Origin of the sequence: Cloacibacillus evryensis DSM 19522 (assembly GCF_000585335.1) — a bacterium.
GTDB lineage: Bacteria > Synergistota > Synergistia > Synergistales > Synergistaceae > Cloacibacillus > Cloacibacillus evryensis.
This window is the reverse complement of sequence record NZ_KK073872.1, coordinates 3,332,948-3,357,831: the sequence shown is the minus strand read 5'-3', so window position 1 is coordinate 3,357,831 and position 24,884 is coordinate 3,332,948. Positions and strand designations below refer to the sequence as shown.

20 protein-coding genes and 1 pseudogene are annotated in these 24,884 nt (G+C 49.1%); 9 read left to right on the top strand and 12 right to left on the bottom strand.

Going from position 1 to position 24,884, the window contains the following annotated elements; translation table 11 throughout:
• Positions 1-4: 4 nt before the first annotated feature.
• Genes brxC through CLOEV_RS14955 form a run of 3 tightly spaced genes read right to left on the bottom strand, consistent with a single transcriptional unit; the run spans position 5 to position 4,873 of the window.
• Positions 5-3,655 carry a BREX system P-loop protein BrxC gene (brxC, locus tag CLOEV_RS14965; protein WP_051485152.1) on the bottom strand — a complete coding sequence of 1,217 codons (3,651 nt, stop codon included), beginning with the start codon at positions 3,653-3,655 and terminating at the stop codon, positions 5-7.
• Between the two features lie 30 nt (positions 3,656-3,685).
• The gene (locus CLOEV_RS14960; RefSeq protein ID WP_034444774.1) at positions 3,686-4,270 is read right to left on the bottom strand and encodes a DUF1788 domain-containing protein; all 585 of its coding nucleotides are present in this window, start codon (positions 4,268-4,270) and stop codon (positions 3,686-3,688) included.
• Positions 4,271-4,873 carry a DUF1819 family protein gene (locus tag CLOEV_RS14955; RefSeq protein ID WP_034444772.1) on the bottom strand — a complete coding sequence of 201 codons (603 nt, stop codon included), beginning with the start codon at positions 4,871-4,873 and terminating at the stop codon, positions 4,271-4,273. It abuts the gene before it with no gap.
• 262 nt (positions 4,874-5,135) lie between these two features.
• On the opposite strand from CLOEV_RS14955, the pseudogene CLOEV_RS16995 reads away from it, so the two are divergent.
• Positions 5,136-5,811 (top strand): annotated as a pseudogene (locus CLOEV_RS16995) (IS256 family transposase).
• Complete coding sequence (locus tag CLOEV_RS17620; RefSeq protein ID WP_156938462.1) at positions 5,778-6,263, top strand: transposase; 486 nt, start codon at positions 5,778-5,780, stop codon at positions 6,261-6,263. The pseudogene CLOEV_RS16995 and the gene CLOEV_RS17620 overlap by 34 nt, the downstream one beginning before the upstream one ends.
• A 56-nt stretch (positions 6,264-6,319) precedes the next feature.
• Here the strand turns inward: CLOEV_RS17620 and CLOEV_RS16980 are convergent, their stop codons facing one another.
• The 3 genes from CLOEV_RS16980 to CLOEV_RS14935 form a co-directional block, all read right to left on the bottom strand.
• Positions 6,320-6,571: a hypothetical protein gene (locus CLOEV_RS16980; protein WP_156938447.1), complete on the bottom strand. Its 252-nt coding sequence runs from the start codon at positions 6,569-6,571 to the stop codon at positions 6,320-6,322.
• 319 nt (positions 6,572-6,890) lie between these two features.
• Positions 6,891-7,169, bottom strand: a complete 279-nt coding sequence (locus CLOEV_RS14940; protein ID WP_034444770.1) for an IS5 family transposase — start codon at positions 7,167-7,169, stop codon at positions 6,891-6,893.
• Positions 7,170-7,512: 343 nt separating this feature from the next.
• Positions 7,513-8,448 carry a LysR family transcriptional regulator gene (locus CLOEV_RS14935; RefSeq protein ID WP_034444768.1) on the bottom strand — a complete coding sequence of 312 codons (936 nt, stop codon included), beginning with the start codon at positions 8,446-8,448 and terminating at the stop codon, positions 7,513-7,515.
• A gap of 150 nt (positions 8,449-8,598) precedes the next feature.
• Between CLOEV_RS14935 and CLOEV_RS16645 the strand changes: the two genes are divergently transcribed.
• The 4 genes from CLOEV_RS16645 to CLOEV_RS14915 all read left to right on the top strand — a co-directional run bounded on the left by CLOEV_RS16645 (position 8,599) and on the right by CLOEV_RS14915 (position 14,575).
• Complete coding sequence (locus CLOEV_RS16645) at positions 8,599-9,819, top strand: metal-dependent hydrolase family protein (RefSeq protein ID WP_084482483.1); 1,221 nt, start codon at positions 8,599-8,601, stop codon at positions 9,817-9,819.
• A gap of 52 nt (positions 9,820-9,871) precedes the next feature.
• Positions 9,872-10,867, top strand: coding sequence for a TAXI family TRAP transporter solute-binding subunit (locus tag CLOEV_RS14925; RefSeq protein ID WP_034444766.1), 996 nt, complete (start codon positions 9,872-9,874; stop codon positions 10,865-10,867).
• Positions 10,868-10,990: 123 nt separating this feature from the next.
• Positions 10,991-12,847, top strand: coding sequence for a TRAP transporter permease (locus CLOEV_RS14920; RefSeq protein WP_034444764.1), 1,857 nt, complete (start codon positions 10,991-10,993; stop codon positions 12,845-12,847).
• Between the two features lie 177 nt (positions 12,848-13,024).
• Positions 13,025-14,575 carry an L-lactate permease gene (locus CLOEV_RS14915; protein WP_034444761.1) on the top strand — a complete coding sequence of 517 codons (1,551 nt, stop codon included), beginning with the start codon at positions 13,025-13,027 and terminating at the stop codon, positions 14,573-14,575.
• Between the two features lie 227 nt (positions 14,576-14,802).
• Here the strand turns inward: CLOEV_RS14915 and CLOEV_RS14910 are convergent, their stop codons facing one another.
• The 4 genes from CLOEV_RS14910 to CLOEV_RS14895 all read right to left on the bottom strand — a co-directional run bounded on the left by CLOEV_RS14910 (position 14,803) and on the right by CLOEV_RS14895 (position 20,254).
• Positions 14,803-15,711 (bottom strand): DMT family transporter, encoded by a 909-nt coding sequence (locus CLOEV_RS14910; protein ID WP_169732236.1) that lies wholly within the window; start codon positions 15,709-15,711, stop codon positions 14,803-14,805.
• A gap of 143 nt (positions 15,712-15,854) precedes the next feature.
• Positions 15,855-16,904, bottom strand: a complete 1,050-nt coding sequence (gene mcrC, locus CLOEV_RS14905) for a 5-methylcytosine-specific restriction endonuclease system specificity protein McrC (protein WP_034444756.1) — start codon at positions 16,902-16,904, stop codon at positions 15,855-15,857.
• The gene (locus CLOEV_RS14900; RefSeq protein ID WP_245591144.1) at positions 16,897-19,275 is read right to left on the bottom strand and encodes an AAA family ATPase; all 2,379 of its coding nucleotides are present in this window, start codon (positions 19,273-19,275) and stop codon (positions 16,897-16,899) included. The genes mcrC and CLOEV_RS14900 overlap by 8 nt, the downstream gene beginning before the upstream one ends.
• Positions 19,276-19,339: 64 nt before the next feature.
• Positions 19,340-20,254: an HAD family hydrolase gene (locus CLOEV_RS14895; RefSeq protein WP_034444751.1), complete on the bottom strand. Its 915-nt coding sequence runs from the start codon at positions 20,252-20,254 to the stop codon at positions 19,340-19,342.
• A gap of 118 nt (positions 20,255-20,372) precedes the next feature.
• On the opposite strand from CLOEV_RS14895, the gene CLOEV_RS14890 reads away from it, so the two are divergent.
• The 3 genes from CLOEV_RS14890 (at position 20,373) to CLOEV_RS14880 (ending at position 22,500) form a co-directional block, all read left to right on the top strand.
• Entirely contained in the window at positions 20,373-20,762 is a 390-nt protein-coding gene (locus tag CLOEV_RS14890) for a (deoxy)nucleoside triphosphate pyrophosphohydrolase (RefSeq protein WP_034444748.1), read from the top strand.
• Between the two features lie 286 nt (positions 20,763-21,048).
• Positions 21,049-21,696, top strand: coding sequence for a PAQR family membrane homeostasis protein TrhA (gene trhA, locus CLOEV_RS14885; protein WP_008708727.1), 648 nt, complete (start codon positions 21,049-21,051; stop codon positions 21,694-21,696).
• Positions 21,697-21,717: 21 nt separating this feature from the next.
• Positions 21,718-22,500 carry a 4Fe-4S binding protein gene (locus tag CLOEV_RS14880; protein WP_034444746.1) on the top strand — a complete coding sequence of 261 codons (783 nt, stop codon included), beginning with the start codon at positions 21,718-21,720 and terminating at the stop codon, positions 22,498-22,500.
• A gap of 5 nt (positions 22,501-22,505) precedes the next feature.
• Here the strand turns inward: CLOEV_RS14880 and CLOEV_RS14875 are convergent, their stop codons facing one another.
• Together CLOEV_RS14875 and CLOEV_RS14870 are read right to left on the bottom strand one after the other, a co-directional pair.
• Positions 22,506-22,874, bottom strand: coding sequence for a hypothetical protein (locus tag CLOEV_RS14875; protein WP_034444744.1), 369 nt, complete (start codon positions 22,872-22,874; stop codon positions 22,506-22,508).
• Between the two features lie 58 nt (positions 22,875-22,932).
• Complete coding sequence (locus CLOEV_RS14870; RefSeq protein WP_034444741.1) at positions 22,933-24,768, bottom strand: immune inhibitor A domain-containing protein; 1,836 nt, start codon at positions 24,766-24,768, stop codon at positions 22,933-22,935.
• Between the last annotated feature and the right edge of the window lie 116 nt (positions 24,769-24,884).

Sequence of the window (24,884 nt, the reverse complement as noted above, 5' to 3'; positions counted from 1 at the left end):
TAGGCTAGTCCTCGAAGCTGACGGTTATTTCCGCGCAGCCTTCCTGTTCGAGCTCTTTCATGAGCTTTTCGCGCAGCGCCGCGACGCGGTTTTCCACATCCGCCGCGCTGTTTATGCGCCATGTGCTGCCAAGGCCGAGCTGGGCCCATTTTAGGCTCACCTGTTTAGGGGATGCGGTGCGGGACGGCGTGTTTTCATCAGGCGGCTCCGGCGCGTTGTCGGTGTGCTGCGGCGCCGTCGGCTTTGCGCCGATCGCTTTGAGCTTTTCGGCGTTGTTGTCGGATTCCATCTTTATGCGCCGTGCAAGCTCCCGTTCAACGTTCATTATTTCTGCGCGGTGCGTCAGCAGCAGCGGTATGCCGGCACATTCGGATATCTTCTTTTTCAGCATGTTGTAGCTGCCTTCGAAGGCGCTGCGCAGGCCTTCGCTGTACGGACCTCCAGCCGCGAGCGCGCGCCGCGTGTTTTCCTGCGACTGGGCAAGCTCGCTGAGTATCGGGGCGCGCATCTCTTCTAGCATTTTTCCGTAAGACTTTCTGCAGCGCTCTATCAGTTCGCTCAGTTTGTAAACTTCTCCGTACGGCGCGTTCCTTGATATTATGTCGTTTATCTGCGACGCGGCGGCTTTTAGTTCAGGCTCCTGCGACGCGAAGGTGCCGGCATCAGCGCAAAGCCTGGATATACGCATTGCGCGCAGGAATATATCTTTTTGCGCGCCGCTGTAGAAATTCTTTATCGGTTCGTAGTCTTCGGCAAATTCCAGCAGCGCGTCTTTTTCTTTCTCTATCAGCGCAAAGAGCTGCGAGGTGCTTGTGACGCGGCGGAGGTCTATAAGCAGCTTTTCGCCGGCTTCAAGTATTTCCCTGCCCGGAAGACCGGCGTCTCTGCGCGTGTCTTTCAGAAATTCCGCGATCTCGCTGAGCCGCAGCCTATCGGCCTGCGTGCGGAAATCTGCGAGCAGCCTGTCTTCGGACTGCGGCAGTTCCGTGACGCTGAAGAGCTCCTTCATTACCTCTTTGATTGCCCGCAGTTGTTTGTCGCTTGCTTTTTCGCGTTTTTCCATCAGCAGCTTTTCAGCGAAGGCCGATTTTGTCAGCATGGCGGCCAGCTCCTGCGGCGTTTTGCTGCCCGCCGTGATCTGCGCGCCGTTTATATAGAGCGATATGGCGCCGTCTTTGAATAGCTTCGCCGCAAGCCACGCGGCGTCGTCCGGCACGAATCCGTACGGCGGCTTCATAAAGCGGTCCGCTGCTGTTTTCAGCGATGTGCGCCTATGGCTGATGGTCTCGTTTTCTATGAAGTCCAGCAGATCGGCCAGCGCCAGGTGGTTCGACGTTTCGCCTTCACCGAGCACAGAGGTCTGTTTGTCTTCTGCGCGCAGCATTGCGATGATGTCGGCCTCGCCCTTAGGCGCGTCTATGTAGCCCAGCTTGCTGTACATCGTCTCCACAAGGCGCTCCATCGCCGCGTTCATCTTTCTTACGGGGTCGCTCTCGCCAAGCTTCAGCTCGCTGCCGTTGACGAATACGGCGGAATCTGAGAGCACCTGTTTCAGATAGGCCGCAGCGCTTGCCCTGCAGTCCTGCATTTCGGCGGATTTTTCACGGCTGATATTGTCATAGTTGACGAGCGCCTTTGAATGTACATTGAGGCGCAGATATTTTTCGATCTTCAGCGCCTTCTGTATCTCATTTGCGAAGGCGGCGTCGTCAGGCAGCAGCACTATGACCTCTTTCATGGAGCGCAGGGCGAGGACGCCGGGATCGCGGCTGCCGCTCCAATCCGGCGTCAGCACGCGCAGGCCGATGTCGTTGTTCTGCGCGGCGCGATGCGGCCGTTCGTCGACGAACTGGTTGAATCCAAAGGCATAACGGTTATTGAGGCGCGGCAGCTTATATTTGCGGTCCTGATAGATATCTTCAAAAATGAGGGACGATATGACGGCGGTGACTTCCGCGATCTGCACGTCCTGTCCGTCTATCTCGCGGTCGACTTCCTGTTCTTCGTCCGTCCGGAAGATGTACCTGTCGGCGGCCCTGTGGACAAACATCTGTCCGCAAAGCAGGTCGAGCGCCGCCTGTACCCTTTCGCGCAGCGCGAGGCCATCTTCGTCGATATTCGTCACCATAAGGCTGGTTATGTTTTCCACATTGGCGACAAACCCGGGAACGTATTTCACCATGAAGAGCGTTTTGAGGACTTTTACTTCAAAGCAGTCCTTTTCGCCGCGCGGATTGACGATGCCGCTATCATACGCGCGCGCTATGACGACGCGGATACCATGGTCAAGAAAACGTTCCAGCGCGTCGTAGAACATATCGAACGGGACCAGCGCGCCTTCCGTACATTCTTTGAGGCGTACGGCCGATTCCTGGAAGAGCCCCAGCATGGAGCGCTCTCCGGTTGCAAGATGACGGCCCGCCGCGCCCTCCGTGCGGATGGATTTCAGCACGTCGACGAGCAGGTCGAACTGATAGGGAACGAAAGGATAGACCGCCGCGAAATCCCCGCGCCCAGCATAGAGTTTGCGCTCAACCTCTCCGCGAAAGGTTATGAGGTTCTTTATCACAGTTGCGCGGCCGTCGTAGAGCGCGGAGAGCGTTTCCGCAGCGGGGGCGTTTTTTACAAGCAGCCTTCTGCGTATCACTTCGTCAACGTTGGCGGATGAGAGCGAGAGGCGTGTGGCGAAGCGGCCCTGTATCTTAGAGAAGTCGTCTCCTGTGATCCGTACGATGGAGTCTATCGCCTCCTGGCTGGTTACGACTATCCAGGCGCGGCCGCCGCAGTATTTAGCGAGGTCTTCCTGGAGGGTCTGCAGGTTCAGCATAAGCTTCGCGTCCGAACCTATGTACTGGCCCACTTCATCAGCGAGGAAGACGATATGCCGGTTTGGTTCCTGTTTATCGAGATATTTCTGGATGAGCCTGGCAAGATCCTCGGAGGCGGGCACGCTGTCGTTATCTGCGCCGGCGCAAAACGCACGCGCGGCCTCTTCTGTCATGAAGCCTATGGAGGCAAGCGCGGAGACGATATCGTCGTGGTAAAAAGAGAAGGCGTCCCTCACTTCCAGCCACTCGGCGCCGTTCGCCTGCGCAAAAGCGGCTTTGAATCCGCCGTAAAGCCCTTTGTCCGTCAGCTCGCGCTCAAGCTGCGCGACTATGGAGTTGGTAGGGCAGAAGCCAAGTTTTTCGTTGAAGACGCGCAGGAAGACCGCCGTTATTTTATCTTTGGAACCGGAGGAGCCGCCGTCACTCTTCGAGTCTATATTGAACAGGATAACGTCGTTTGGGACGGAGGCCGCGAGCTTCATGTCGGCCAACACCATGGGGTCTTCAATTTTACTGCCGTCGATGAAGTAATCCAGCGCGCGCTTGTCGTCGGCTGTTTTGTTATCAAGTATATACGAGATCATTTTCAGAAAATGAGATTTACCGCTTCCGAAGAAGCCCGATATCCAGACGCCGGTCCTGTCAGTCTTCTCGTTCAGGCTCTTTTTATAACTGCTGAAAAAAGCTGCGAAATGTTTCTGCATCTCGCGCGTCACGACATATTCCTCTAGTTCCTGCCGGACATTCGAATCGGCCTCACGCCCAATCGTAATGACGCCTTGGATATCTCTGTCTATCGGCTTTGCGAACATATCTTTAAGCAGCATGCGCGGTCCCTCCCGATTTTATTCTGTCGTTTAATCTACGATCTTAAAAGCTCTGTAATAGTTGTCGTCCTTCGCTGCGGCCTCAGAAAAGAGGACGAGCTCCTGCCCGTCGTATCGCCCCGGGTAAAAGAGCACGACCGGCGCTTTGTTCATCACCTGATGAAGGTCGTTGAGTATCTTGTGCGAGCGTAGGATAGGATAGCATTTTCCAACGCCGGAGAGGAAGACGACCGCGCCGTCCGGAGTATTTTCCTGAATGCGCCGTATGACCGGGCTGTTGTCGCCCGAGAAGCGCAGCGCGCTGCCTATCGCATGGCCGACAAAGGGCAGCCCCTTGGTTTTCTCCATCTCAAAGCATTTTTCAAGCAGACCTTTTTCGTTAAGAAGGTCCATAATCAGGTCATATAAGTCGAATGCGGCTATCCGAAACGGTGCGCCGCCGCCGGCGTTCTTCTTCAGTATGGCGGCGGTGCGGGCGCGCACGGCCAGCTCGTCTGCCGCTGGGTAGTCAAAGACGTAATAGCGGACCTCGTTGCCCAGCCCTTTGTTTTCAAGAAAGCGCGGGCTGGCTATCTCCTGTTCGAGCCTGTCAAGCCGCTGTTCTGTATTGGACATTTACTTCGCCCCCGTAAGTGCCGCGACGCAAGGCCCCATGCCGTGCTGCCGGAACAGAGCCCGCGCCGGTTCGGCAAGGACCGGCGGAGTCAGTATATATCCGTCGCTGCCGCGCCGCAGCGCGCCCGCCTCTAAGAGAACATTTTTATAGCTGTTAGCAAGTTTCTTTAAAGTATAGTCGGTCCATGATGCAACAGGCTCGCCCTGCTCCGCCTTTTGTGTAAAGAATGCGTTGATGTAGACGTCGCGCAGTTTAGCTTCGCCGAGTTCGAGCTTGCCGCGATAGACCTCGTTTACAAATTCAAAGAAGAGCCGGTCCGTCCGCATGACGGCGCAGAGCGCTAAGGTCTTTTTAACAGGCAGCCCAGATTCGCAGAAGAGCGCAAGCAGCACGCCGTCCAGCGTTTGAACGCGGCGGCTGACGGCGTTAAAAATTTCTTTGGCGCGATAGAGTTTCGCCGCGCCGAAAAGGTTCTCGCAGAGCGCACGCCGTTTTATCTCATCCCAGCCGCAGCCTTCGGCCGCAAGCTGCGCCGCCGTATTGAATTCTAGATACCAGAAAGGTTTAGAGACCATCCCGGCGCTGTAAGTTTCTTCCCGCATAACTCCGCCCCTGTCCACGATAAGATATTATTCCACATAATGTCTATTATACACGCAGAAAGAGCGCGATCGGCATTTCATTAACGCAGTACGGCAAAGCGAGGTATAGCCTCATACCTCTAGGGAAACGCTGATTCATAGAAAGATATACCAACCAATTTCTTCTGTGAGATAATCTGTGTAAGGCCTCCGTTAAGGGCCAACGCAAAATGACAATACGCTGGACAACAAATTACCAGAAGATAGGAGACCTTGCACAGATATGAAAACGAGCAAAGTAAACACAGAGGAACAGCCGAACAAGATAAGCGATGCACTTATCGACGAGCTGCTGAAAGATTACAAGGAACCGAGCGACCTGCTTGGAGAAGATGGGATCCTAAAACAGCTTACCAAACGCGCAATCGAACGGATAATGGACGCCGAGATGGACTACCATCTTGACGATGAATACAACCCGGAAAGCGGCCGAGAATCAGGGAATTCCCGCAACGGCAAAGGGTGCAAAACAGTGAAGGGAGACTTCGGAGAAATAAAGATAGAGACCCCTCGCGATCGCAAAAGCACATTCCAACCTCAAATCGTCCCCAAGCGGCAGCATCGAATCGGGCCTCTGGATAAGGCGGTAATGGCCCTTTACGCTAAAGGCATGACCACACGCGACATCCTCGACGATCAAAGAGCTCTACAGCGTAGACGTCTCAGCGACGCTTGTGGCCGAAATTGCCGGAGCAATGGAGGACGACGCCCGGCAGTGGCAAAACAGGATGCTGGACCCAATGTACCCCATAGTCTGGCTTGACGCTGTGGTGGTAAAGATACACAGCGACCGCAAAGTCATCAACAAAGCAGTGCAGATCGCGCTCGGGCTCAACAGCGAAAGCCGTAAAGAACTGCTCGGCGCCTGGATAACGGAAAACGAAGGGACCGCCTTCTGACTGTATCGCATGACCTGAAGAGCATCTACAACGCCCCGACAGAAGCAGCTGGCCTTGATGCGCTTCAGTGCTTTAAAGAGAAGTGGGGCTCCGTATATCCGCTGATACCAAGGCAATGGGAGAGTAAATGGGGAAATCTTAACACAATATTCAGTTACCCTGCCGAAATACGGAACATCATCTATACGACCAATACGATAGAGTCGCTCAACATGTCGCTTCGTAAGCTGACACGCAATCGGCGTATCTTCCCCAGCGACGAGTCGGCCCTCAAGATAATTACATTGGGTATACTCGAGGCATCTAAGAAGTGGACCGTCCCCATCAAAGATTGTGGTAAAGCGTTGGGGTATTTCATACTGAAACACCCCGAAATCACAAATTTTATTAAATCGGAAGCATTGTTATGCAGCATAAATCGGTCCGGAAAAATGTCCGCATCCCCGACTTGAGTACCCCCTACACCTACACTACCTACCCCTACCCGTACTGCCACCTACACCACTGTCTATTCTGTTTTTGTAAGTTTATATATTTTTCTCATTTCCTGTGATGTTACAAAATGTGTATACGCCGGGTTTTCTGCCTTTAGATAAATTTGAACAAAAATCCTGAGGCGGTTCAGGGTCTTTTTCCGGTTATGGGCAAAGCTTGCCATCAGAGCGTTGATTTCATCTCCGATCCGGCCTTTCAGGAAATTCCTGCAGCTCGCGCGCTGAAGGGCAGGCACCGTCCTGGCGTAGGTCCGTTTGAGTTTCATTCCAGCTCGTTTCGCCTCGCGTACCAATAATTCTATGCCCTTGGCGTAGAGCTTGGGGTCCGTAGGAAATGTTATGCCGTTTTCCTGTACCGTCGTGTCGACGATGACACAGCCAAGGTCTTTCGGTTTAAGGCATTTCACATGCGCATCGCCGTCTCAAGGCTTTCTTTGAGCATCGTTTCAAAACCTTTGGGACCGGTCCTCTTGCGCCATCGCGTCATTGAGCTGGAGTCCAGCGGCAGCTCTGTCATAAAGTATTCCATTCCGCATAAGTGAGATAGGAAATCTTTGATTTCCGTAATCGAACTTAGTATGTTCATCAAAAATACTGCCAATATGGATTTTCTAGGAATTCCATAACTGTCGCTTCGTCTGAAAGATCGCGAAGACCTTTGAGATAGTGAAGGCCGACCATAAGCCTTGTCGGAAGCCCGGGGCGACCTTTGTTCGCAATGTAGACCTCGCCTAATGTACTCTCGAAGGTCTTCCAGTTTATTTTATCGCCCAGTTTTACGAGTTCATGGTCCATATTGATCATGTTTTCGAGCCTGTCTTGAAATAATCTATCCTGAGGTTCTTCTGTGGTCTTTGGCTTCATTATCGTAGTTTTCTCCTGATAACTGTATATTTTCTACGTATATTTTACTTCAAATTTAAAGATTTATGCAGGCTATTACTGGATTCTTTGAGTTTTTCAGCGGAGACTAGTTAGCTGTGGATTTAACCTGGCTATGCATAGCTTTCTGTTTGCCAAAATTCAAATATTTTTTCAGTAAGATACCAAATTATGTCAGAAATTTAGTTTATCTTTCCGTTTCACGGAAAAATTTCGCCGTGTTAGGAGATAGGCGGCAATATCTATTTGGTGGATCCTGCGGAATTTTAGGGCACCTAACCGAGTGGCCTTTTTAGCAACGATTAGGTGAAGCACGATGTTATATCTAACAATTTAATAGGTTACGCTGCCCCAGTATCTCCCTGCTCATCTGAATAAACGCAGACGCCGCCCTACTCAAATAGCGTTGTCGAGGAAAGGCTATTACAAGAGATACAGTAAAATCTTTATCCATGATTGGTATATAAAGAGGAACCTCTCCATAGTCCTTTTGCGGTTTTAACGTTGAAAAAGTGAAAGAGGCACACAATCCCTTGCTTGCCATTGCAATTCCAGTATCCATGTTATATGTTTCAAAAAAAACCTGCGGCTCAAAGTTTATCCTTTCAAATAATTTATGTATTAACCTGCCTAATTTCATGGTTTGCGGCGATAAAACAAACTTCATGTTACATAAAGAACAACAAATAAAATCGCCAATCTCATCAAACGTCATTTTTTGCATGTTTCCTGAAATGTAACTATCAGGCGGAATTACTAAGGATAGGATATCATCCGATAAATGTTCTATTGAAAAACCTTTATTTTTTAACGGGGTGGTCGTAAAAAAAAGATCAACTTCCCCGCGCAGAGTTATATCCTCTAATTCATCTGTAGATAATTTTTCTATGATGTCTAAATTGACACCAGGATACTTCCTTTGAAAATTGAAAAGTATTTCTGGCAACAAATAAGGGCTACGATGAGATGTTACTCCTATTACTATGCGCCCCCTCTTTATTTCAGAAATATCGTCAATTTTTTTTATAAGTTCTTTACTCAATCGCAATATTTCATGACATGTATTCATATACTCCACACCAGCAACCGTCAGAGAAAGAATCTTATTACTTCTGTCGAAAATTTGATAACCTGTCCTTCTTTCAATTTTTTGAATATATTGACTAAGGGAAGGTTGAGAGATATGGAGTAAATCTGCAGCTTTCGAAATACTACCGCATTTTTCCACCGTCGTCATGTATTCCTGTTCTCTGAGACTCATCATCTATTCCTCCGATTTATAACTTTGCGCCTATATTAATTATAAATATATTAGTCTTAGACATATGATATGTCAATTCTATATAATCTTTTCACTGAACTTAAATTATTTATTGCATCATAGTTTTTTGACATTTTAGGAGGCGATATAGTGACACTGTTCTATAATGCGACGTTATTGGATTGTACAGGACGAGAGCCACAGTATCCAGCATGGCTATTAGTTGATAGCGGCTGTATTAAAGAGATTGGTTTTTCACAGACTCCACCTAATATTCATGTAACAGAAAAAGTGGATTGTAAGGGCATGACATTGATGCCTGGATTGATTGATGCACATATACATGCATCAAGTTATCAAAATAACTCTGTGGAAAAATCGCGGCGCTATTTCATTGGAATGAGGTATATGAAGGCTTTCAAAATTTTAGAAGATACCTTATTCCAAGGATTTACAACTGTAAGAGACTGTGGGGGCGTAGACGCAGGATTTCGAGAAGCAATAAACTGTGGCATTACCATAGGACCAAGAATGACTGTATGCAACCATATTCTTACAATGACTGGCGGACACTCCGACCATCGACTCTCTGTCGAAATAAGAGAACCCATTGAGGATCCACTGGAAGGAGTTGTGTGCGACGGCGTTGATCAAGTGAGAAAAATGGCAAGAGAACAACTTCGGCGAGGAGCAGACCACATTAAATTGATGACAGGGGGCGGGTGTTCAAGCGAATCAGATGAACCGGAATCTTCTCAGTTTTCTATTGAAGAAATAAAAGCCGCAGTCGAGGAAGCAGATGCAGCCGGCAAGGACACCATTGGACATTGCTACTCAAATAGAAGTATGACTCTATGTGCCAATGCTGGAGTATACAGTATAGAGCATGGTAATTTCCTGGACGCAAAGACAGCCGCCCTGATAAAAAGCAAAGAGTGCTGGCTTGTGCCGACTATATCGACATATTACATAATGAGCAGAAAGGGGGACTCTATGGGATTCCCAGATTATTTTATGCGTAAAATGAAATACGTAGCAGATCATGCATTTGAAGCGTTGGATATTGCGTACAAAGCAGGTCTTAAAATAGCATCCGGGTCTGACCTTGTCGGAGATTGCCAGCCATTTAAAGGAACAGAACTCGAGTTAAAAGCGAAGGTTATGGGGTCAATGAACGCATTGTTGGCAATGACTAAAAGAAATGCCGAACTACTAAAAAAACAAGACAAAATCGGCACGCTTGAAGAAGGGAAATTGGCAGACCTCTTATTGGTTGAAGGCGATCCGCTAAAAGACCCCCAAATAATTCAAAATAGGGACAAAATACACGTTATCATGAAGAACGGAGAATTTTTTAAAAAAAGTCTTTAGTATATCCAGAATAAATATTACATTCTTATATTGGACCGAGGAGGGCATATAAATGAAAAAATGGAGTAAGCTTATTAGTATCATAACAATGTTAACCTTTGCTCTTATTACAATTAGCAGTCAAGCTTTTGCCGAAAAACGCATTAGAGTGGGTTCTAATAGACTTGGTACCTCTAATTACGTACAGGGAGCGACTGCTGCAGATATCGTGACAAAATATACTGGGGGTATTGTGGCAGAAGCGGTACCGCTTGCGGGGTCTGTAGGAAATGTCAAACTTATAGAAAAAAATGAAAAGATGGAATTAGCGTTGCCATTGAATGTTGACTGTGCAGCAGCCATGAGAGGGATTTCAGGGTTTCAAAAAAGCAAAAATATAAGATGTCTTTTGGGTAATATGGACAGATATTACGCGGGAGTTATGGTAAGAGGAGATCTTCCGTATAAAACATGGGAAGAATTGCTAAAAGCCAACGCTAAAATTCGTCTATATACCCAGGCAAAGGGCTCTGGTGCAGAATTGCTAACATCGCGTTTGCTAGAATGCGGTGAAGTTGGTTATGATGATATAAAGAAATGGGGCGGTTCTGTTGAATTCACGGATACAGAAAATATCATAAACGCTTTTAAGGATGGGCGTTGCGATGCTTTTGTTCTGTTCGTTAATAAAGGTCATCCCGTAGTTTCCGAAATCGCATTGACCGGGAAAATGAAATTCCTTGGATTAGTCCCAGAACAGCAGAAGCTTATGGAGACAAAGTATGGACTAGTCCCGGATAAACTTCCAGCAGGTGTATTCAAAAATCAAGATCAAGCTATCCCTTCCGTCATGGCTTCGACTATGCTCATCGTACATTCCAGTATGGATGACGAGACTGCTTATAAGATCACAAAATCGATTATGGAACACAAAGAGGATCTGACAAAAGGTCACAAATCATTTAATGATTTTGATCTCAAAAAAGCCGCATCTCCCGAATTTCTAGGCGGTGTTCCTCTTCATCCAGGAGCAGTAATGTATTTCAAGGAAATAAGTCAGATTAAATAAAGAATAAAAATATTGTCTTTAAGGGATGTTATAAATGGCTCAGCGTAAATAACATCCCTTTTTATTTTCCATATCAAAAGATATATTAACTTTTTAAATTAAAAAAGGAGAGGTTTGGGCATCATGGCATTTACTAGAAAAAACTTGATATATGCCACCGGGTTATTTTGGCTTACTGCACAGTTATATTGCGCATTCCAACCAGTGGACGCAATGCTTATGAGGGCCATTCTGTTATCATGTTCCCTTGCAATCGCATTTCTTGCAAAACCTTTTTCAGGAACATCCAATAGGTATATAAACATTATAATCGATACATCAGGTTATTTTATTTCTATCGGAGTATTACTTTACATAGCATTAAACACGACTAGGCTAAGTTCAAGGATTCCGTATGTGGACGAAATTTTTTCACTAGACATTGCGCTATGCATCCTATATGTAATCCTAATTTTCGAGACGGGACGTAGATATCTTGGGTGGTCAATGAATGTAGTATGCCTAATATTTTTAGTATACGGTTTTTTCGGTGCTAACCTCCCAAGCATTTTCACTCATTCAGGTATAGATCTTCACGTATTTACTGAAGTTCAATTTCTTACAACAGGTGGTATTTTTTCAAGTCCCATAGCAACAACGGTCAGCACTGTCTATTACTTCATGATTTTTGGCGGCTTCCTCGCGGCAACCCCTGCAGGAACATTATTCGCCTCATGTGCAAAATACCTCACCAGAAATTCGTTGGGCGGAGCTGGAAAGGCAACCGTTATTTCCGCAGGGCTTTTCGGAATGATCAGCGGAAGCGGCCCGGGTAATACAGCAACCGTAGGCGCATTGATGCTTCCAATGATGAATGAAGCAAAGTTCTCCCCTAAATTCAGCGCAGCTTTGTTTGCAGTTGGTGGAACAGGTGGGCTTTTAATTCCTCCCGTAATGGGAGCTACCGCTTTCGTGATGGCGGATATGATTGGTACACCGTACCTCACTATTGCAAAATGCGCGTCTCTTCCAGCGTTGCTTTACGTGATCTCACTTTTGTGGATCGTTCATTTAGAAGCGGACAAACATAATATAAAAAACCCTCATGTCGATAAAGCTGAATTAGTTGCATCGATAAAGAAATATTGTTATTTGGTTTTGCCAATTTTCTCAGTGATATATTTCATAGCAAGCGGAAAATCTTTGATGTTTGCAGCATTGGCATCTACACTATTAATAATCATTCTGTGCCAAATCAGAAAAGAAAGCCGATTAAGTATAAAGCAAATAATAGATATGGGTGTTGAAGCGACCACATCTTGCGTAGGATTAGCGCTTCCCTGTGCTCTTGCTGGAATAGTGATCGGCGTCATTGTTTACACCGGATTGGGTTTGAGGTTCAGTGCATTGATTGCCGCCGCATCCGCAGGAAGCCTTATCTTCGCCCTCCTGCTGGCAATGTTGATGATAATAATAATGGGTATGGGGATGCCAACGACCGCCGCATATATTATGAGCGCCATTCTGTTGGGGCCAGCTTTGGAGAATCTAAATATACAGCCATTAGTTGGACATATGTTCATGTTTTATTTTGCTATAATATCGCTCATTACGCCGCCGGTCGCTATTGCCTCCTACACCGCTGCCGGTATATGCAAAACAGGACTATGGGAAACAGGCCTTGAGGGTATGCGCCTCGCTCTTACTCTTTTCTTAATTCCATTCGTTTTTGTATACAACCCCGGTCTTTTAGGTATAGGGGATTATGGAAATATCATACAAACATTTTCAACAACACTACTTGGAATTGTTGGAGTGGGCATGGTTGTTACTGGGTATTACAAGGGGAACTTATCTATAGCCGAAAGGATGTTATGTTGTATATGTGCCATGCTGCTGATAGTACCGGAAACTTATACTGACATTATAGGCACTATAGGTATTTTAGCCATCATCATTCTCAGAGCGAGACGCTACAGAGGAAAAATAGTAAAAGCATAGTTGCAATTACGCTCTCGTGCCAAAGAAATTCTGAATTATAACAAAAATATGAGCTGTAGCATTTTGGAGCCTATGGCACGAGAGCTTTTTAATTTTTCAAATCCTAAAATCTATTTAGTTATCATATTTATTTACCTTTAATATCACCCAAAAACAACAAAAAGGATATGAATATATATGCCATTAAGCATTGAAAACTGGATATTAGCAATATCACCTGTGGTAGTTTTATTAGTTGGAATCCTTTTGCTCAAATGGAAAACTTCACGTGTTGGCTCAATAGCCCTTCTTATCGCGGTTATTACTGCCTACTGTTTTTTCGGTGCTGATGTTCGACTTGTTGCTTTTGCAAACTGCAAAGGGTTGAGCTTATCATTATATGTCTTGCTTATAATTTGGGGTGCAATTTTTTTATTTAATATTGCAGATAAGGCCGGGGCAATAAATGTCATCGGCCAAACCATCCGCAATATTTCAAATGACAGATTAATCCAATGTCTATTATTAGCATGGTGTTTCACCTCGTTGCTGCAAGGACTTGCCGGTTTTGGAGTCCCGGTCGCTATAGTCGCTCCGATCATGGTGGCGATAGGGTTTGAGCCGCTTACTGCCGTCGCAACTTGCCTAATCGGCCATTCTTGGGCGATCTCTTTTGGATCAATGGGCTCCTCTTATAATTCGATACAGCTAGTCACCAAAATACCAGGCGAGATTATTGGCCCTTGTATGGCGTTATCGTTTGCTATTCCGATTCTAGCTACAGGGCTTGAGGTTGCCCACATATACGAGGGTAAAAAAGGGTTAAAGAAAAGCATTTTGCCAATTGTCAGCGCGGCCACAACAATGTCTCTCTTACTTTGGTTAATGAACTTCATCGGGACCCCACAATTAGCGTCTTTAATGGCTGCCGCTGGAGGGTGTGCAATAATTGCTATATGGGCATATTTACACAGAAAAACTAAAAAAGAAATACAACCAAAAGGTTTTTTTCAAGGAAATATGTCTTTTTATATAGCATCAGCACCATATCTTGCTTTAATTTTTATGTCCGTCGTCACACAAATCCCTGTCGTAAAAACATGTCTATCAGGTTATTATTGGGGGTTAGACTATCCTCAAACACAGACCGCACTTGGTTATATTGTAGAAGGCACGATAGGATACTCCAAGATAAAATTTTTCTCGCATCCTGCACCAATCCTATTTTTATCCGCATTTCTAGGGTACTTTGTATATTCACGTTATGTAACGTCTATGAATCCTCATGAACTTTTCAAATATGCAATCATTAAGACAACACAAAAATGTATCCCCACAAGTGTTGGTATTTCAACAATGGTGATGATGGCGTTAGTAATGAGTGACTCTGGTATGACTAATTTAATTGCTAAAGGTGTGGCCTCTGCATTTGGAAACTATTATCCATTGGCATCACCTTTTATCGGTAATTTAGGCACATTCATTACGGGAAGTAATACCAACTCAAACATCATGTTCGGAGCGCTTCAGTATGAAACAGCGATATTACTTGGAAAGAACGCTGTTTTAATGGCTGCAGCCCAATCAGTAGGCGGTTCGCTTGGAGTAGCGATGGCTCCATCTACAATTATGATGGGAGCCGCTAATGTAGGTATGACTGGTAAAGAAAGTCTAATTCTATCAAAAACCATCAGGTATTGCATGTTAAATCTTATTTTCGTCGGACTAATTGTATGGTTTCTTGCATGACACCAGAAAATGGAGGTAATAGCTAATGAAAATAACTAGAAAAAACTTTTTGAAAATATCTTTTGTTCTATTATGGATAGGATTTTATTTTGCCTATGTCGGAGCCACCTCTGATAATTATGTATTTTTATACATCTCATTCATCCTATTCGGCTTCGCTTGCTTCTGCGCGATCGCATAGATCTCAAGTGCAATGCAAATGGCAGCCATCAATATCACAATGCACATTAACTCCGTTTCCGCGGCGGCATCGAGGTGCAGACTATCGCGACCAGTATCAGCAGGCAGCCGGCGATTTCGTGGGCCGAAGGGATCTGATCGACGAATAGCGCCGTCAAGCCGACGGCGACGACTATTTCGAGCGTACAGAGCAGGCTCGCCACCGCCGCGGGGATATATTTCAGCGCCGCAAAGAACGATCCGTAGGCAAGCAGGCTGCCGGTTATAGCCTGCAGGGTCATGATCGAGAACAGCGGCACGGTGAGACAGCAGAGGTCGTCCCAGCCGTAGTAAAAGGTTTTAAAGAGAAACAGCAGCACGACCCCGAACACGTTTGAATAGAACAGCAGGCCGAATTCGTTCATCTTATGTGAGAGCGAGAAGCGGCGCGCGGCGAGCGCCTGTCCCGCCATGCCGAATACGGCGAGCAGGCCCCAGAGAAGGCCCGGCAGCGAGATCGTCTTCATCGCCTCGACGCTTCCGCCCATGCCGATATAGACGCCAGCGACGATCAGAAGCCCCGCGGCCGTCTGCAGAAGGGTCGGCCTCTCGCGTGTGATGAAGAGCGAGCCGATGATCGCCGCGAGCGGGAAGGTATAGTGTATGACAAGAGCCTCGGCGACGGTGAGGTATTCGAGCGACGTGAGAAAACCGCCGCCGGAAAAGGCGACGGAGAGAATGCCGGAGATAAGGTAGAAACGCAGCGTTTCGCGGTCGACGCGGAAGACGTCGAACTTTCCCATCACAAGAAGTCCGACGCCCACGGAGGTCATCGTGAAGAGCGAACGGAAGACCATTACGGACATCAGGTCCATCCCCGCCGCCGACAGCACCTTCGCGATCGGGCTGATAAGCCCCCAGCAGGCCGCCGCAAAGAGCGCCAGCCCGGCCCCGCGCCAATAGTTGTTTAAAGTCATAAAATTAATTACCTCCAAGACGAGGCCGCCGCACGCCGCATCCATATGATTCAAACCGCCCGCTGCCAAAGAAAGCGGCACATGGATGAATATATCACATTTCAAGGCTTTTTTCGGTGCATATAAAATATTTTTGTGAAGAACTACGGCTTAAGCAAAGCTGCTATCTCATTCAATTGACGCTGAATCGCAAAAAACTCGCCGGATAAATCCAGAGTACGAATCATTATCCTGTTCCCATCTATATTGTACTCATGCCTCTGGACCGTTTCTTTATCGACTTTTGCATATAAGATCATGCCCATGACGCTGCCATTATGTGATATATCTTTATTTTTCACATAGGAGAAGATTTGGTAAAGATTGTTGGAATGGTGGGTCCTGGCGTCAAAACCTCTCGCCTGCTGCATAGTGTTCCCATAATATTTTGCGTCGATGATCAGACATTTACCGCCGTAATAGAGAGAAACGTCCGTCTGCATCGTTGGTAAAAAATCAATGTATCCGTCATCCGTATTCCATGATATCTGCGACGCATGCGCGTGAAGTTCGGGAAAATGTCTTTTGTAGTATTCCATGATAAACTTTTCGTACAAACGCGGCATCGCCTGTGTGTCAATAAATTCCGCAAACCGTATCTCGCCCTTGTCGTCAGACATGAGCAGGTTGTTCAACAACAAATGGCACATATTCATCAGCATACGGTAAGTTTGATTGTTTCTATGGTAACGCAGCCTTTCCCATTGAATTTCAGCTATTTTCAACATATCAATATCGGAAAAGGGCTGCATCACCCTTTTCAAAGCAGCCCTATTTTTCAATGTCACCTCTTTTGACCGCATAAGGAGAGATCCCGTTGTCTTGAGTATCTGATTCATAAGATTATTCTCTGAAAGCTCGTCATACTCGCATAACAACTTGCCCGCCCGCCTCTTTTTGAGACGGCAGCTTCCGACGACATCCAGCTTTCCCCGCAGCGCCGTGAGCTCTTCCGTATACTTGACATAGTCTAAGGTGAGGCCGCATTTCAATTGGGATGATATCCCCTCGGCAAGGATCGCGGCGAACAGGTCTTGTATGTTCTCAAAGCCCTCGGCGGCAATATCAGTATAGTTTCTCTGCCGCAGGTTCTTATATGCATAGGCAAGCATATAGTATATATTCCTGATAATTATTCCCTTGTTATCAACCATCAAGAATACCGTGCAATTCTTTTCTCCAATTTTCGATTTTCTCTATATCATCGAACCAGTATTCCGATATGGTCGGCAAGATATCATATTCTATTATTTCGGCGATTCTCTCTTCGGGACAAGACAGCTCACAGAAATAGCTGTGGCCGATCTGAAAACCCTCCCCAAGAACGGGATCTTCCGTAATCGCTTTATTTAATTTTTTTATCTTTCCTATCAATTCATCAAAAACATCGCTGCCGAGTCTTTTTTGATATTTTTTGAATCCTTCGCTCTCGAACGCGGGAGAAAAGGCAAAAAAGCTAAACCGGCGGCGCAGGGCATAATCGATCAGCGCAAGGCTTCTGTCAGCCGTATTCATCATCCCGATAATATATAAATTCTCCGGCACGGCGAACGGCATGCCGCTGTACGCCAGGATTATCTTTTTCCCCCTGTATCCGTCTTCTATGAGCATCAGGAGCTCCCCGAAAATTTTGCTCATGTTGCCTCTGTTGATTTCGTCGATAATAAAGAAGAATTTATCGTCGGGGTTATTTTCGGCTCGCTGGCAGAATTTATAGAATACGCCGTACTTAAGCTCAAAGTTCTCGCCCTGCGGCTTGTACCCCATCATGAAATCTTCATACGAATAATTCTGGTGGAACTGTATAAATTCAACCTTCCGATCATCTTTTTTCCCCAGAATCGAATAGGCGAGGCGCTTTGCGGCAAAGGTCTTGCCCACCCCCGGAGGTCCCTGCAAAATAATGTTCTTTTTTCGTTTCAGCAACATGACCAAAGAGTCGTATTGGGCTTCGTCCATATATACCTCGTCAATGAAATCATCTTTGCCATATACGGGAGGCTCTTCGTCTCCGGCCAGCGGATTCGCGTCTCTGACCTCGTCCATTATGATGTTATATTCCCGCTCCGTAAGCTTGAACAGGCTTCCCTGCGGATTGACAAAGTACTCCGATTCCTGTAATTCTTCGATGTTTTTCAGCGCAGAGTAATCCACAGGAGAAATCAGGCTCTCCGTCTTTTCAAGAAGGATGGTCTGACCGTCGCTCTCTCTTGAAATTTTACAAAGGGCCGTTATCTGCTTTACAGGAGTGGATTCATAACCGATGACGATATCCCCGGCTCTCGCGTCGAGGAAATTTTGGAAGATCCTCCGTTTGTTGCCGTTTTCATTACGTATCGTGTAGCTCTGTTCCTCACCGACACGGATCTGGCTAAAGCTCCAAATCCGGGGGTTGGCGGTGAGCCACCAATATTGATGTTTTAAGGTTCGTTCGTCAGCGGCAAAAAGGGGGATATCGCTCAGGTCGACAAGGTCCAGCGCTTCAGACAGCTCGCGGCGAAGCTTCCATATATAGCTTCCGTCGGTTTCTTTCTTTGCATACTGCCCGACGAAAAGAATCGGCCACCATTTGGACCCCCAGTTGTCTCTTTCCAGCACGGGACAATTTGTAGCCTTCGCCACCCGCTTAGCGAGGCTAGCGGAGATACTATTGTAAAAATTGGTCTTTCTTCCATACTTTTTGCTCAGTTCCGTACAGGTCGCCATTCCGCCCATATCTTTCATGCGCTTCATGACGGCAAAGGCGTCCGGCGTGAAGACCGTCTTGTCTTCCAATAGGCGAAGCCATTCCTCCTTTGATATGCCTGGACTGTATTCGCTCTCGGCGGGCCACCATGTGTGCGGATTCAGCGTGCAGCTGCATCCAAAATATACGATATCCGCGGCCAATATGTGGTAATTTTTATCGGCATAACATTTATCGTCAAGGCGGGAGCGGCTTAGCTCCCGCAAATCTTCGTCCCCGGCAATAAAAGCCAGAATCTCATCGCACATTTCAAAATAGCTGGGCAGGTTTTCATCTCTTCCCCGCTTGGGAACATTTATGAAATCCGTCCTTTTGGCAAATTCGGTAAAGAGCCCTCTTTTGTAAATATAATATTTGTCTGGATACGCGAATGAAAGATATACGCTGATCGCGTGCAGATCCTGATAATGGTTTTTCCTGGATGGTTCCTCCACAGCGTATTGCACAAAGATATCTTCTATTGAGCTTTTGAAATCTCGCACTCTTTCCAATATCGGCCTCGTTTCGTCAAAGAGGTCGGCAAACGACGCTTTTACCTCGTCCGGATATTTCTCCGCAAACGCCGTTATCATCCTTTTTGCAAAATAACCCGCGGCTGACAAAAGGTTCTGAGACTTTGCAAGTGACTTACCAAGCATAATGGCGAAATCCGAAGCGTCGGGGTCCCAATTATTCTGGAAATTCGCGACAGCTTCCCACTTATATCGTTCGTCCTTATCGATTTGTGTAAAATTTGCCTTATACGCTTCTATTATTTCAGCTAAGATCACTCTGTTCACCAAGAACCAACCCCTGTCGCTTTTTTTGCCCTGATACCGCTGTTTCCTATAGAAGTACGGCTTTCTACGCCAGATGCCGCGGGAGTTCGGAGATGTTTTTTATTATCTTTTGTTTTTCCTCGCCGTAAATACGGTCGGCCATCTCGCGTATCTTCGCGGTTATCCACATATAGGCGGTGGTGTCTTTTCGATAGTCGGCCTCCGCGAACATGTTGATGCGGCCGTCTTTGCGCAGCTGCTCGGCCTGGGCGAAGGCTTTCATATTGCCGCGCGGATAGATGGCGAAGGTCGCGCCGCCGTTCTTGTTGACGACGGAGAAGGCCGGAACGTCGCTGGGGCCGTCGGCGATGTAGATCATGTTTTTGAAGCTGACGCGGCGCCGATCCTCGGGGATGTTGGTATTGACCTCGATCAGGCCGCCGGAGTTCCATACGCCTTTGTTTATCTCAAAGAGCGCGCGGGTCTTGGTGGTGTTGTCTATCGTATAGCCGACCTCGGCGATCACCGGCACACCGTCGGCGCCGGTTTCTTCGATCAGCTCGCAGCCCCAGATATTCTCGACATAGGGCATTATCGAGGAGCCTTTTATCACTTCGGCCATCCCCGTGCTCACGATATACTGTTCTACTTTGATGTCGTAATCGCCGTATTTGCGCTCGTTTGTGAGGAGTTCGTTGATAACGCTGAAAATCTCCGGCACGCCGGGATAAAATTTCAGCGAAGCGCCGAATTCACGAAGTTTTTTATTATTGAGCCCAGGAAAGAGCCCCTCGCGCGTGCGGTGGATAAAATGGTTCAGATAGATAGTATCGGGGTTGACCTTGACGCCCTGCGTCTTCAAGTACATCCCGGGAAGCGCGTTGGCCTCGCGCCAGAAATCGGCGGCGTCGACACCGTATTCTTCAAATATCGGATCCTGCATATAGCCGTCGACCAGCGTCTTATCAAAATCCCATATCACGGCGATTATATTCGGCATCGTTCTTATCCTCCTCGCTTCATACCATATATTAAATCACATCCGCGTCCAAAGCGGCGCTCTATTCAATGATATTATAATGGACGGAGAACCGAAAGCATAAAGGAGCGGGACAAACATGACGGAAGTAGTGGCGGCGCTGGTTTGGGACGACGATAAATTCATGATCTGCCAGAGGCCGAAGGAAAAGGCGCGCGGGCTGCTGTGGGAATTTGCCGGCGGCAAGGTCGAGCCTGGTGAGACAAAGGAGGCGGCGCTGATACGCGAATGCCGCGAGGAGCTGGGCGTCACGATATCCGTCGGCGGCGTGTTCATGGAGGTCGAGCACCGCTATCCCGATATCACCGTGCGCCTGACCCTTTTCAACGCGAAGATCGCGGAGGGCGTTCCGCAAATGCTCGAACACAACGACATCCGCTGGATAAGAAGAGAGGATATACCTCTTTATGCTTTCTGCCCGGCGGATGTGGAGATCCTAAAGAAGCTGCAAAATTATCGCAGCCAATAAAATCCCGTTACGAACATGAATTTAATATGCCCATCGGCACTCCGATTTATTGCGGGGTGCCGCTTTTTATTATCGCCGACATTTTATATTAAGCATACTTTAAGGATGTTTTATTTTATTCTATCATCTTATGGTTTATTTCTTTAGGCGGGATTGGCGACTTGATTATATAAAAATGAGAAAAATTTTATTGATCTTTATTGATTAAATATAAAGGGGTTTTATTATACTTTTCTTATTCGCGGTATAATATCCCTACAAGGCTCTAAAGGAGGCATTCGCCGGAATGAATAAGGATAAAAGAGAGGTAACGAGTTCTCTCACACACCTAGCGGGAGCGCTGCTCGCCCTTGCGGGAACGATAAAGCTGGCCTATGACGCTTTTGGCGAGAAGAGCGCGGGCGCGTTTGCCTCTGTGCTTGTTTTCGGCGTCAGCATGGTGCTGCTCTATTCCACAAGCTCGCTCTATCACTGGTGCTGCGCCGTTCGGGCCCGGGCCGCGGCCTTTATGCAGCGGCTCGACCACATGGCGATCTTCCTGCTCATCGCGGGCACATACACACCGATATGTGTGATAATGCTCGGCTATCCGGTGGGATATATCATGCTGGCGCTCGTTTGGGGAGTGGCGCTGGCCGGGCTTTTGATGAAGATTTTCTGGATGGGAGCGCCAGTCTGGCTCTCCTGTTCGGTTTATGTGGCGATGGGATGGATCGCGGCCTTCTTCATCGTGCCGCTGGTACGCGCGCTGCCGCTTTCGGCGACGCTGTGGCTGATCGCCGGCGGCGCGCTCTACACGGCGGGCGCTATAATCTTCGGGCTCGAACGGCCGCGTTTCAAGCTCTCGTGGTTCGGCTCGCACGAGCTATTTCATCTCTTCGTGATCGGCGGTTCCGTCTGCCACTATATCACCGTCGCGCGCTGCCTCGCGTAAGGCGAAAGGATACGAAAAATAATGGAGATCAACAATGCGGTATCTCTATATTTCAGTCCAACCGGCTCCACGCGCAGGATAGTGACCGAGATAGCGCGAAACTTACCGTGGCCGTCGCGTGAATTGGACGTCACCGATTATTCGGCAAACGACGAAGTGCGCCGCATGACCGCCCGCGAACTGCTGCTCGCCGGCGTCCCCGTCTACGGCGGGCGCGTACCCGCGACAGCCGTCCGGCGGCTCAAAAACATCCGCGGCGGCGATACGCCGGCGGTCATCGTCGCCGTCTTCGGCAACAGGGACTACGACGACGCGCTGCTGGAGCTGAAGGATCTGTTGGAAGGGCAGGGCTTCCGTGTCGCGGCGGCGCTGGCGGCGGTCGCCGAGCATAACATCATGCGCTCGGTCGCCGGCGGGCGCCCCGACGCCCGGGATATAGAATTCATCGACAATTTTGCCGCGAAAGCGGCGGGAAAGATATCCGCCGCCGTTGATGTGAAAGAACTGGCCCCGGTAACGGTCAAAGGCAACAGACCCTACCGCGGTTACGGCGGCGTACCCTTCAAGCCGTCGGCGGACAGCGGCTGTGTGAGGTGCGGCCTCTGCGCGGCCAAGTGTCCGGTAAGGGCGATCCCGGAGGAAGCCCCGAACAAAACGGACGATAAAAAGTGCGTCACCTGCATGCGATGCGTCAAGATATGTCCGCAGGGAGCAAGGTCGCTGAACAAACTGCTGCTCTGCGCGGCGGAAAAACTCTTCGCGCTCAAATATTCGCGGAGAGAAGAATATTCATCGTTTTTGTAGAATCGTCAGTCCCGGTTTGCGCCGGCGCACGTCGGTCGCTTATTTTCGGAGCGCGTATCCGCCGCCGGGCGATAGTTTTTCGCCGCCTCGAGCGGCGCTGATGCGCCTTCACGGTAGGGCACGCCCAACGAGACCAAACGGCCCTCTTTTGAGACGGCAAAATACCACCACTTGGTCTTAGCGTCGCAAAGCAGCGCGTAAGCGCCGTTTTCGCTCTCATACCAGTGCGCGCGCTCGTCGCCCCGCTTACGTATCTCGATCACGGAACCGTCCGGCTGCGTCGCTTTCCTGGGAATGTCAAGCGCCGGGCCCGCGCAGGCGCCGGAAGCACAGATCATCAGAGACAGCAGCAGCGTGAAGGATATTTTTTTCATGGGATCGGCCTCCTTTGCAAAAAGCGGGGGATTTGCCGGATCCCCCGCCGTCGGTATCTTATTTCTTCTTCCTGAAGATAAACGGCAGCGCGCCGACGAGCAGAAGCAGCGGGAATACCGCCGCCGCGCAGCCGCCGCCGCCAGTTCCCGCCTGCGTTACCGCGACGGAGGCGACTTCGCCGGACGGCGAAAAGGCGGAAAGCTCGATTCCCGAGAACTGTTTGGCGACAGCCGCGTCGCGCGTTCCATAGAAATATGTATCAGGCTTCATGCCGTTGCCGGCATACCAGAGTGACAGATAGCTTCCCTGCCCAGCCTCCTCCGCGCGAGGATCGCCGTCGGCCCAGATCGCCATGTTGCCCTGATGTCCCTGCTCGGTATAGGCGTTGAAATCGTTTCCCCCACCCAGCGAGCCGGAGCCGGAGCGTTCGTCGATATGCTGCAGCAGGACGCCGCCTTTGAACGACGCGGGCACGTCCACGCCCCTGCTCTCCAAGCGCCCGCCGATACCGCCGTCCCAGTCGGCGGCGTTGGGGTTCCTGACTTCGGCAAGAATATATTCATAAGTGGAATCGAGATAGGGGGAGTTGAGGCGCACGATCGGGAAATTACCGTTCCTCGGCGTGCCGCAGATAAGGCTGACGGACGTACCTGTCGGCGTCAGCGCCTCCGGGGCGTCCCAGCCGAGATACTTCCTGCTCCAGGCGTCGAGGTTTGGCGGCGTCGCGCCGGGAAGTTCCACGCCGCCGCTCCTGCAGCCCCACGAGCCGCCGGCCATCACGGAAAAGACGCCGAGTCCGCTGTTGGCGCCGGCCACGTCATAGAGGTCGGGCAGACTGCATATCTGGTGGCCAAGTTCGTGGACGATGCCGCCGACGACCGGAAGGGAGACATCCCGGGACTGCACCATCAGCTCCGAAAGCTCTCCGCCGTAAGACCAATGCCCCAGGATAATATCGTTCGAGGCGTAGACGATATGTTCGGCCCCCTCGCCGTCCCACGATTCCCATGCGTGCATCCAGACGGAGGGGGTTTTATCGGAGGCGGATTTCTCATAGCCCGCGAAAAGCAGATAGACGACAAGTTCGTCCGCCGCGATAATACCGTCGCCGTTCTTGTCAAATCTTCCGAAGTCAAGGCCGGTGCGCTTGAGGACGCTGGTCACGAAAGCGACTTCGTTTTTATGCGATTTATAATAATCGCCGCCGTAGGTTTCGTCGCTCAGCAAACGGTCGGGATGCTTTCCCTCGTTGTAATCGGCGGAAGTCATAGTGATCTCGACGATATCTTTTCTGCCCGCCGCGCCGAAGTCGGCCGAGACGATACTCAGCTCTCCGTGCGACTGGTCGAGATAATAGCGGCGGACGGAATGCTCCGCGCCCCATATCTGCGCTCTGGAATCTCCGGCTGTCGACTTAAATTTAATATCCTGAAAGTTGACGCGGATAAACACCGCATCGCGCTCGCCTGAAACGGGATTCGAGGTCCATGTCTTCGCGGCGGCGGCTTTGGCCGAGCTTGTCCTTGAAGAGGCGGGGCCGGCGTATTTTTCCCGCAGCTTGTTCACCGTCTCTTTGGCGGGGATAAAATTCTTAACGGCGCCGTCCGGAGCGGAGGCGCCCTCCGAATAGGGGACCGAGGAGGGCGTCAGTCCGCCCGACGCCAAGGCGAGGGCAAAGACCCAGCAGCCGGCGGCGTCATCCTTCAGCACGGCGTATTTGTCAGATGTTTCGTACCAGTGCATAAATTCGTCTCCGCGCTTCACCGCGGCAAAACTCCCGCCGTCGGGCTGCGTCAGTGTCGAGCGGCTTTGCAGCGAGGGGCCGGCGTAAGCGGCGGCGGTCGTGACGGCGGCGATGAAAAGCGCCGTTAGGATCCTCTTCAAACTCTTCAAAAGAACACTCCCCATACAAATAAGCTCTGTTTATTTTAGCATATTCAGTATCGTTTCATTTTATGCTATGCCGGCGGCAACATGCCGAACGCACTGAAACCGGGGAGCAGCGGATA

Coding starts and splice junctions, on each gene's coding strand:
- CLOEV_RS14955 (WP_034444772.1), bottom strand. CDS start 4,873: ATGCGGGAAGAAACTTACAGCGCCGGGATGGTCTCTAAACCTTTCTGG.
- CLOEV_RS14960 (WP_034444774.1), bottom strand. CDS start 4,270: ATGTCCAATACAGAACAGCGGCTTGACAGGCTCGAACAGGAGATAGCC.
- CLOEV_RS14915 (WP_034444761.1), top strand. CDS start 13,025: ATGCCATTAAGCATTGAAAACTGGATATTAGCAATATCACCTGTGGTA.
- CLOEV_RS14875 (WP_034444744.1), bottom strand. CDS start 22,874: ATGAAAAAAATATCCTTCACGCTGCTGCTGTCTCTGATGATCTGTGCT.
- brxC (WP_051485152.1), bottom strand. CDS start 3,655: ATGCTGCTTAAAGATATGTTCGCAAAGCCGATAGACAGAGATATCCAA.
- CLOEV_RS16980 (WP_156938447.1), bottom strand. CDS start 6,571: ATGAAACTCAAACGGACCTACGCCAGGACGGTGCCTGCCCTTCAGCGC.
- CLOEV_RS14935 (WP_034444768.1), bottom strand. CDS start 8,448: ATGAGTCTCAGAGAACAGGAATACATGACGACGGTGGAAAAATGCGGT.
- CLOEV_RS14895 (WP_034444751.1), bottom strand. CDS start 20,254: ATGCCGAATATAATCGCCGTGATATGGGATTTTGATAAGACGCTGGTC.
- CLOEV_RS14920 (WP_034444764.1), top strand. CDS start 10,991: ATGGCATTTACTAGAAAAAACTTGATATATGCCACCGGGTTATTTTGG.
- mcrC (WP_034444756.1), bottom strand. CDS start 16,904: ATGGTTGATAACAAGGGAATAATTATCAGGAATATATACTATATGCTT.
- CLOEV_RS14925 (WP_034444766.1), top strand. CDS start 9,872: ATGAAAAAATGGAGTAAGCTTATTAGTATCATAACAATGTTAACCTTT.
- CLOEV_RS14880 (WP_034444746.1), top strand. CDS start 21,718: ATGGAGATCAACAATGCGGTATCTCTATATTTCAGTCCAACCGGCTCC.
- CLOEV_RS14910 (WP_169732236.1), bottom strand. CDS start 15,711: ATGACTTTAAACAACTATTGGCGCGGGGCCGGGCTGGCGCTCTTTGCG.
- trhA (WP_008708727.1), top strand. CDS start 21,049: ATGAATAAGGATAAAAGAGAGGTAACGAGTTCTCTCACACACCTAGCG.
- CLOEV_RS14940 (WP_034444770.1), bottom strand. CDS start 7,169: ATGAAGCCAAAGACCACAGAAGAACCTCAGGATAGATTATTTCAAGAC.
- CLOEV_RS14890 (WP_034444748.1), top strand. CDS start 20,373: ATGACGGAAGTAGTGGCGGCGCTGGTTTGGGACGACGATAAATTCATG.